6 protein-coding genes, 2 pseudogenes and 1 riboswitch are annotated in these 7,638 nt (G+C 39.7%); of the genes and pseudogenes, 7 read left to right on the forward strand and 1 reads right to left on the reverse strand.

What is annotated here, in order from left to right:
• The 7 genes and pseudogenes from BUC45_RS09115 to BUC45_RS09145 form a co-directional block, all read left to right on the forward strand.
• Nucleotides 1-102 (forward strand): annotated as a pseudogene (locus tag BUC45_RS09115) (transposase); the annotation flags it as partial.
• Nucleotides 103-256: 154 nt separating this feature from the next.
• Nucleotides 257-3,172, forward strand: coding sequence for a VWA domain-containing protein (locus BUC45_RS09120; RefSeq protein ID WP_296971773.1), 2,916 nt, complete (start codon nucleotides 257-259; stop codon nucleotides 3,170-3,172).
• An 11-nt stretch (nucleotides 3,173-3,183) separates the two neighbouring features.
• On the forward strand, nucleotides 3,184-3,774 hold the full coding sequence (locus BUC45_RS09125) for a signal peptidase I (RefSeq protein ID WP_296971776.1): 591 nt from the start codon (nucleotides 3,184-3,186) through the stop codon (nucleotides 3,772-3,774).
• 90 nt (nucleotides 3,775-3,864) lie between these two features.
• Nucleotides 3,865-4,443 carry a BsaA family SipW-dependent biofilm matrix protein gene (locus BUC45_RS09130; RefSeq protein ID WP_296971779.1) on the forward strand — a complete coding sequence of 193 codons (579 nt, stop codon included), beginning with the start codon at nucleotides 3,865-3,867 and terminating at the stop codon, nucleotides 4,441-4,443.
• A gap of 174 nt (nucleotides 4,444-4,617) precedes the next feature.
• Nucleotides 4,618-5,448 carry an LPXTG cell wall anchor domain-containing protein gene (locus tag BUC45_RS09135; RefSeq protein WP_296971781.1) on the forward strand — a complete coding sequence of 277 codons (831 nt, stop codon included), beginning with the start codon at nucleotides 4,618-4,620 and terminating at the stop codon, nucleotides 5,446-5,448.
• 89 nt (nucleotides 5,449-5,537) lie between these two features.
• Nucleotides 5,538-6,185 carry a class D sortase gene (locus tag BUC45_RS09140; protein ID WP_296971783.1) on the forward strand — a complete coding sequence of 216 codons (648 nt, stop codon included), beginning with the start codon at nucleotides 5,538-5,540 and terminating at the stop codon, nucleotides 6,183-6,185.
• Between the two features lie 93 nt (nucleotides 6,186-6,278).
• A riboswitch (cyclic di-GMP riboswitch) is annotated at nucleotides 6,279-6,356 on the forward strand.
• Nucleotides 6,357-6,369: 13 nt separating this feature from the next.
• Nucleotides 6,370-7,176, forward strand: a complete 807-nt coding sequence (locus BUC45_RS09145) for a transglutaminase-like domain-containing protein (protein WP_296971784.1) — start codon at nucleotides 6,370-6,372, stop codon at nucleotides 7,174-7,176.
• Between the two features lie 254 nt (nucleotides 7,177-7,430).
• Here BUC45_RS09145 and BUC45_RS12040 read toward each other — a convergent pair.
• Nucleotides 7,431-7,550 (reverse strand): annotated as a pseudogene (locus BUC45_RS12040) (hypothetical protein); the annotation flags it as partial.
• Nucleotides 7,551-7,638: the final 88 nt, after the last annotated feature.

Here is a 7,638-nt window from a genome sequence, read left to right on the forward strand (position 1 = left end):
GAGATTGGCATGGAAGCTACTGGCCATTATTGGCTTTCTGTTTACTCATTTCTCTATGGTAAAGGTTTCCTGATTCATGTTATTAACCCCATACAGACCCATATCGGATATCGGAGTTTAATGGAACTTATTTACCTGGTTGAAAAAGCTCTGGAAAAAGAAAGAAAGGGGTTGGTAAAATTCCGTTCATGGGAGAATTCCGTTCATGGGAGAATTGAATACGAATTTTACTGAGGATGGGAGGTGAAAAACAAGTATGTTAAGAGTCTCAAAAAAAATCACGGCAATACTCCTTGTAATGATGCTTATATTTATCCCAGCTTTAACACAGGTTCTGGGCAACGGGGAAGACATAGAAATTGGATCTGATATTATTACAACTACTGAAAATTCTGCAAACGACCAAACAAGTCTGGAATCAGAACATCAAGAACCGGATGATCCAGAGGCTGAGTCAAGCAACCACTCAGAAGAACAAACGGATTATTCTGAGGATCACCAAGTCTATAATGATCCTGTGGATCCCGTATCGGAAACTCAAGAGCAGGAAGATCACAAAGATACGCAAGCTCCGGAGGAACCTAGCGATAATGAAGAATCGGAAGGTTCGGAGGAATTACCAAAACCGGCGGAACCGCAAAGCTCTGAAGAAACAACTATGCCGGACGAATCCGAAGAGCCTACCGAAGAACTTGAGCCTTGCGAGCCGGAACAACCTGAAAATCCTGCAGAGCTTGAAGAACCACAAGAGCCGCCGGAGCCGCAAAATCCCGAAAACCCGGTCGTTCCGAATGAACCGGGAGAACCTATAGGAGAACCGGAACCTCAGGAGCCTAATCCAGCTGAGAATCCGGTAAATCCGGAGCAGCCCTTAGAACCTATAAACCCCGATGAAATACCAATTGAACCTATTACACCGATAGAACCGCTGCCCATAGTTCCAGTGATAGCGGGCAATCCAAACTTTAGCATTACTGTTGATACTGACAAAGATGTATATTACATTGGTGAAACTATTGAATATGATGTTATGGTGATAAATACCGGTGATGTGGATTTAGAGAATTTATCGGCATGCGTATACTGCAGTTTAGGAACTTCGAATGAATTAGTAGGCCTCTTAACTTTCGGTCAGGAAACTAGATTTAGTGGTAAATTTCGTATTGAATCCGATTTTACGGAACCGTTATTAGAAATCGAAGTTACCGCAAAAGCTTGGTTTGATGAAGTTCCTATTGATGCATCAGCTTCGTGTCAGGTGCAGATTGAATCCAATCCATTTATTGAGTTGATGATGCCACCGGGAATGGAAGGCATGGCTTCCTTAAACATGTTTCGAAGCTTGGAGAGAGAAACGACTTTCGACTATGGGCCTCCTAAGTCGGTGTTCTTGCCGGATCTTGTGAAATCAGCAGGTACGCAAGACACCATAGCGGTTAATAAGACGGCAGGCCCTTCCAGTGTATGCAGGACTTACGATGTTAGGCTGGAAATTACAGGTGTACCTGCTCCGGCACCAGTGGATGTGGTCTTGGTAATTGATAGGTCGGGCAGTATGGATGCAAGGGTAGGCGGGTGGCTTTCTCCTACTGTCATGGATTACGCTAAGAATGCTGCAAAAGCATTTACTGATAACGTCTTAGCTGACAGTAATAATCGAGTAGCAGTAGTATCGTTTACGGGACCGAGAAATATCGGAGATATAGGAGCGGCTTCTGATGCAAAACAAGAAATTGGGCTTTCAAATAATGCGACATCTGTCAAAGCTGCAATAAACAGCATTACAACGTATTATGGAACAAATATTGAAGCTGGATTTTTAATGGCAAAAAATATTCTTGAGTCTTCAGGACGTCAAAATGCTAATAAGGTTATAGTCTTACTTACAGATGGTGTCGCTACCTGCAGTATCGGAAATCCCGCCGGTCCAAATGAACCTACAAGCCACAATGCACATACTAGGGCTGCCTATCAAGCGGGCCAAAGCTGTTGGGATGTAGCGATGGTATTTACCGTAGGGCTTTTCAATCAGGTGCCAAATCAAAGCAAGACCGTAGCCCGTGAAACTCTCCAGTGGGCTCAAAATTCAGGTTACTATGAAGCCACAGGAGCACCTGATTTATCAGGTATTTATGACGAGATATCGGGTCAGCTGGGTTACTCGGCTATAGATGCGGTAGTAACCGATGTAATAAATGAAAACTTTGAACTGGTTTCAGCCAGCATTACACCCAGCCCTAATGCACCGGCAAGTTATGATGCGGCAACCCGAACTATTACCTGGAGACCAGGAACAATAACAGATTTGGCTGAACTAAATTATAAGATTAGAGCCAAAGACGGTGTTAAAGGCAACAACTTACCCACAAATGACAATGCCATACTCCGATACACAGATATAAACGGCACCCCAAATATAGAGCAAACCTTTCCCGTTCCTACGGTCAACGTAATAGGGGTGGATGCCGGGCCGGACTCGGTCATAGTTGTGGGAGATGTGATTAACATCGGGCAGAATTTGCAGGTATATGGCTATGCACCTTTTGAGTACTTATGGAGTAATGATACGGATCCTGATTGGAGCTCGAGCAATGCCAATCCAGCACTTGAGCCTGAAGAAGATACAGTTTACACTATTCAAATAACAGATAATAACGGATGCAAAGCATCTGACAGCATTTTGGTGACAGTCAAAAAAGGTAAAATAATCATAAGAAAAGTTGTTTCACCCGGAATCGGCGGTGTCGATACCGACAAAGAGTTTGTATTACACATTGACGGACCTAGCGGAAAAGAGTGGAATACCCTTATCAGACATAATGAAACAAAGCAAATTGGCAATCTGCGGCCTGGAGCTTATGAAATAACAGAGGTTGTACCTATGGATTATAAATTAGTAAGCATACTTAATCCAAATTTCAATATTACTCGAGAAATGATTGCAAATGATACGGTTGTAACGGTAACAGTAACAAATAAGAAGGTCAACGACTCCTGGTTCAGGGATGAAACAGAGACAGATAATTTCTTTACCGTTGTAGTATCATACAACACAAATAATGCTAAGGGGCAAAAAGAGGACGGAGGATCAATGATTGGCATGGAAAGCCTTGAGGCTATCCTGCCAGATAGAGAAGAAGACCCGGAGACAGTAGAAGAATCCAGCGAGTAAAGGAGAGTAATATGAAAATGCATGTATCTTATAGAATAATGGATTTGCTGATGAAAACCATACTGATTCTGCTTACTCTTGTAGCACTGTCACTACTGTTCTTCCTGGTCCAAAGCAAGGTAAGTGGCCGGGTTCCTTCCATAGGCGGTTATCAGATGTATATTGTGATGAGCGGAAGCATGAACCCGGCCGTTAAAACCGGCAGTCTGGTGATTGTAAAACCTTTGGACCCGGAAGAGATCAGACCGAAAGATATAATCACCTTTAAAAGTGAAATTGAAAGTGAAAATATCACCACACATCGTGTGGTTGAAATAGATAAAAGTGCAGAGCTTTTTTTCAGGACCCGAGGGGATGCAAATGAAGTGGATGATCCAATGCCGGTTAGCGCAAGTCAAGTGATAGGAAAAGTCGTTTATTCCATTCCTTATGCCGGCTTCGCCTTTCACTTCATAAGATCGCAAAACGGAATCATAACTTTATTGGTAGTATTTATTATTTTCATTTCGGCTGAACTCATAAAAACCCTTTGGGTCGAAAGAAAAAAGAATAAACAAAAAATCGAAAAAAATATGGAGGTGGTTATAAAGGAAGATGTGTAAATAAATGGATTAGTGGCTATTAAATAGTTTGGTCTGACTGGTTAAAAATAGGGCTAATTTTAACAAAAAATAATAAGGGGGAATTTAAAAGTGAAAAAAACATTGCTTGTCAGTTTATTGGTGTTTTCTTTAGCCGCCTTGTTGGTGGTAGGCGGAACTATGGCTTGGTTTACAGATGATAAGACGATTGATAACAAATTTACAGCCGGAACTGTCAGCATCGAAATTAATGAGCATGATTTTGAAGACATAATTAACTGGAATCCCGGAGATACCACAGATAAAGATGTAAGTGTAAAAAGCACCGGTTCAAAGGGCACATATGTAAGAGTTAAATTGACACCGGTATGGGGCACTATTGCTGGAGGAGTGTTTACCGAGGATACTACTCTTTCGGTAACTAACATTACGTTAAATACAATCAACAGCGATAAATGGATTGAATCAGGAGGTTACTACTACTACTATAAAATAATGAATCAAGGCGAAGAAACAGAACTGCTTTTAGATAGCGTAACGATAGCAGGACCGGGAACGGGTAATGAATACCAAGGTAAAACACTTAAAGTTAATGTTGCAGCCGAAGCTGTTCAGGCATCTCATGAAGCATATAAGGATGCATGGGGAATCACTAGTTTGCCTACCGGTGTTGAAGCTTGGACTGAATAAAAGCATAAAGTAAAAAAATTAATTTAGGGCTTAAGTATTAGAACTCGGATAAAATATAACCGAATTTCTGAAAATGCGATTTAATTAAAGAGCAAGGGCATGCATTGCTGCATGCTTCTATCCCCGCCTTAGAGGTGAAGAAGATTTACCCCTCGATAAAGGAGGGTAGTGAAGATGAAAAAAAACATAAAAAAATACCTTGTGTTATTTCTAACATCGTTTCTTCTGGTAAGTTTCTTCACATTATTTAATATGCAGGATATCCTTGCTGATGATAATGTAGAACTTATAGGTCAATCTTCGGGGCTAGTTCTTGTGCCTGAGGGGGGAAAGCTTTTTGACATAGGACGGCTGAATCCCGGTGACACAATAAGAAAAACCCTCAAGATAAGCAATAGCTACAGTAAGCCCTTTACCTTATATATGCGGGCTGAAAGAATCGGAGAGGAACCTAAGGATGATGAACCCGACCTTTTAAAACAGCTCAAGCTTACCATCACATATAAGGGTGAAGTTATATATAAGGGACCTGCTAGCGGTAAGGACGGCGAATCCGGGAATATTACTAGTAATATCAGTCTCGGAAAGTTTGACCCTCAAGATAGCCGAGATTTAATAGCAGAAATAGAGCTCCCAGGCCCTGAAACCGGCAATGAATTTCAAAACAAGACTGCCGAAATCAAGTGGATTTTTACAGCACAAACCAGTGGTGGCGATTCTGGAGGCGGTGGTAAAGATAAGGACAAGGACAAAGATAAGGACAAAAAACCCCCTGTTGAAATAGAAGAGGAGCCTATTCCCGAAGGCAAGCCAGAACCTCCTGTAATGCAGCCACCTGCAGTGCAACAACCAGAAATACCACCAGTTGAAGTGCCGGTAGAAGAAGTTCCTCAAGGAATTCCGCTTATGCCTAAAACTGGTGAGGAACTGCCATATATATATTATACAGTTGGCATTGTTGCAATCATTACAGGATTGAGTTTAAGCATTAAGAAAAAATCATAAACGATTCAGATAAATACCGTTATTAATCAAATTGCCTGGATTATACTTTTTAATATACTCCAGGCAATTTTTCGAAGATGGTGAAGAGCATGAGAAAAATTATTGCTGTAATACTGATTTTTCTTGGAATTTTTTTAATGACTTATCCAAAATTAAGAGAAACTTATTTTGACTATCAACAGAGAAAACTGCTAGCAACATGGAGCAAGACCATGAATGATTTAGGTGAGTATTCTAATAATGACCGAAAAGCAGAAGATTATTTTCCAGCAATCGAGAGCAAATTAGAAAAAGACGATTATCGCATTCAATATATCAATTCGCACATGGAAGGCGTATTAAAGATAGAAAAAATTGGGCTTTCAATGCCCATACTTACGGGCGCCACAAAAGCAAATCTTGACATTTCGGCAGCAGCCGTTGATGGTACAGGAAAACCCGGAGAAGTTGGCAATTATTGTATTTCTGCTCATCGGAGTCGAACCTATGGCAGGCAATTTAATCGACTAAATGAGCTTGAGAAAGGCGACCAAATTGAAATCATAAATAAGGATACAGTATATAGATATGAAGTATTTGAAAAACTTCTTGTAGAGGCTAAAGATGCATGGGTAATGTTTCCACAAAAGAACGAAAAACTTCTTACGCTTATTACCTGTGATTACAGTCGCAAGCCTTATCCTAGACTTGTTGTAAGAGCTAAGTTTTTAGAATCAGGTGAAGAATCATCTGATTGATTTTTTATACCCTTGAAAATGTATGTAAATAATGGTAAAATTAGGACAGCTTAATTAAGTAAAATCCGCATAAACGTTTTAAAATAAGCTTTCAAACGATAAAGGCAAACTCGTGGAAACGCGAGGACGCAAAGCTAAAGGGCCTTCGCAAGATGGCAGCCAGCTACCGAAAGGGGAGTTTATTTTGTTTGAAAAGGTCTGTCGTATTTTTACTTGTCTACTTTTTTTATTCTTGCTGCCTTTCGGGCAGATTTTAGCCAGCGAGATAGAAGTATTTGATTTAAAAAATGTCGATTATGGAATAGTTACGATAAATAAGACGAATCAGGCATTCAAAGACAAAAAGGCAAAGGTCATGATTCAAAAAAATAATACTACATACTTTTATGATATTAACGAATCCATAGATACTTTTCCGCTTCAAATGGGGTCTGGTACATATAAATTGACACTTTTGGAATACATAGAAAGTAACAAGTATAAAGCTGAAGATAGTGAAGATATACAAATCAAGCTCAAGGATGAGAATATTTCATTCCTGCAGTCTGCAAGTCCTGTTTGCTGGCATAAAGATGGACAAGCTGCTAAAATGGCGGCTAAACTGTCGGAAGAAATGGAAACTGATGAACAAAAGGCATATGCAATATATGAATACATAACTAAAAATATTAAATATGATAAAAGCAAAATTGCACATCTTCGAAATGACTATATACCATCGGTAGATGAAGTGCTTTCTTCATGTAGTGGTATATGCTTTGACTATGCCGCACTATATGCCGCTATGCTGCGAAGTATAAACATACCGACAAAACTTGTCAAAGGATATAAAGGCGATATTGATTCATATCACGCTTGGAATGAAGTGTATTTACCAAAAGAAGGTTGGGTAACAATCGATACAACTTATGATGCTATAATGATTGAAAACGGCAAAGATTCTGTATTTAAAAAAGATCGGAATGAATATAAAAAAGAAAAAGAATATTAAACATAAAGATAACTCTATATTTGTATTATAACAAGGCAGCCCTCCAAGAGAGCTGCCTTGTTATAATGTACTTGCTTTAAATTAGCGATTTAACGACATCTCTTGCTATGCTCAAAGTTCTTTCTATATCTTCATCTGTATGTGCGGTCGACACAAAGAAGGTTTCGAATTGGGATGGGGGAAGATAGATACCGGCTTGCAGCATTTTTCCCCAGAGTAACCGCTTCTCTAAAGAGTTTGTTTGTGTATTTTCCGGTCGATTTACATTTTTTTGCAATTTCCCAGGCTTGTTTCACCTGAGATAAAATCTGATCTTCCCCCACCACCATTGATTCAAGACCGCAGGCAACTCTAAAAAGTTGCTCAATTCCCATTGCCGTTACACCAAACCTTTTTTTGAAATAAAATAGTTTCACACAAGAAATCTATTGCAAATTTCACAAATAACTTTATCCATATCAC

It is taken from the genome of Tepidanaerobacter sp. EBM-38 (assembly GCA_001896545.1).
Classification (GTDB): domain Bacteria; phylum Bacillota; class Thermosediminibacteria; order Thermosediminibacterales; family Tepidanaerobacteraceae; genus Tepidanaerobacter.

Excerpts from the sequence above, each read along its gene's own strand:
- BUC45_RS09120 (WP_296971773.1), top strand. The coding sequence starts at position 257 with ATGTTAAGAGTCTCAAAAAAAATCACGGCAATACTCCTTGTAATGATG.
- BUC45_RS09125 (WP_296971776.1), top strand. The coding sequence starts at position 3,184 with ATGAAAATGCATGTATCTTATAGAATAATGGATTTGCTGATGAAAACC.
- BUC45_RS09135 (WP_296971781.1), top strand. The coding sequence starts at position 4,618 with ATGAAAAAAAACATAAAAAAATACCTTGTGTTATTTCTAACATCGTTT.
- BUC45_RS09140 (WP_296971783.1), top strand. The coding sequence starts at position 5,538 with ATGAGAAAAATTATTGCTGTAATACTGATTTTTCTTGGAATTTTTTTA.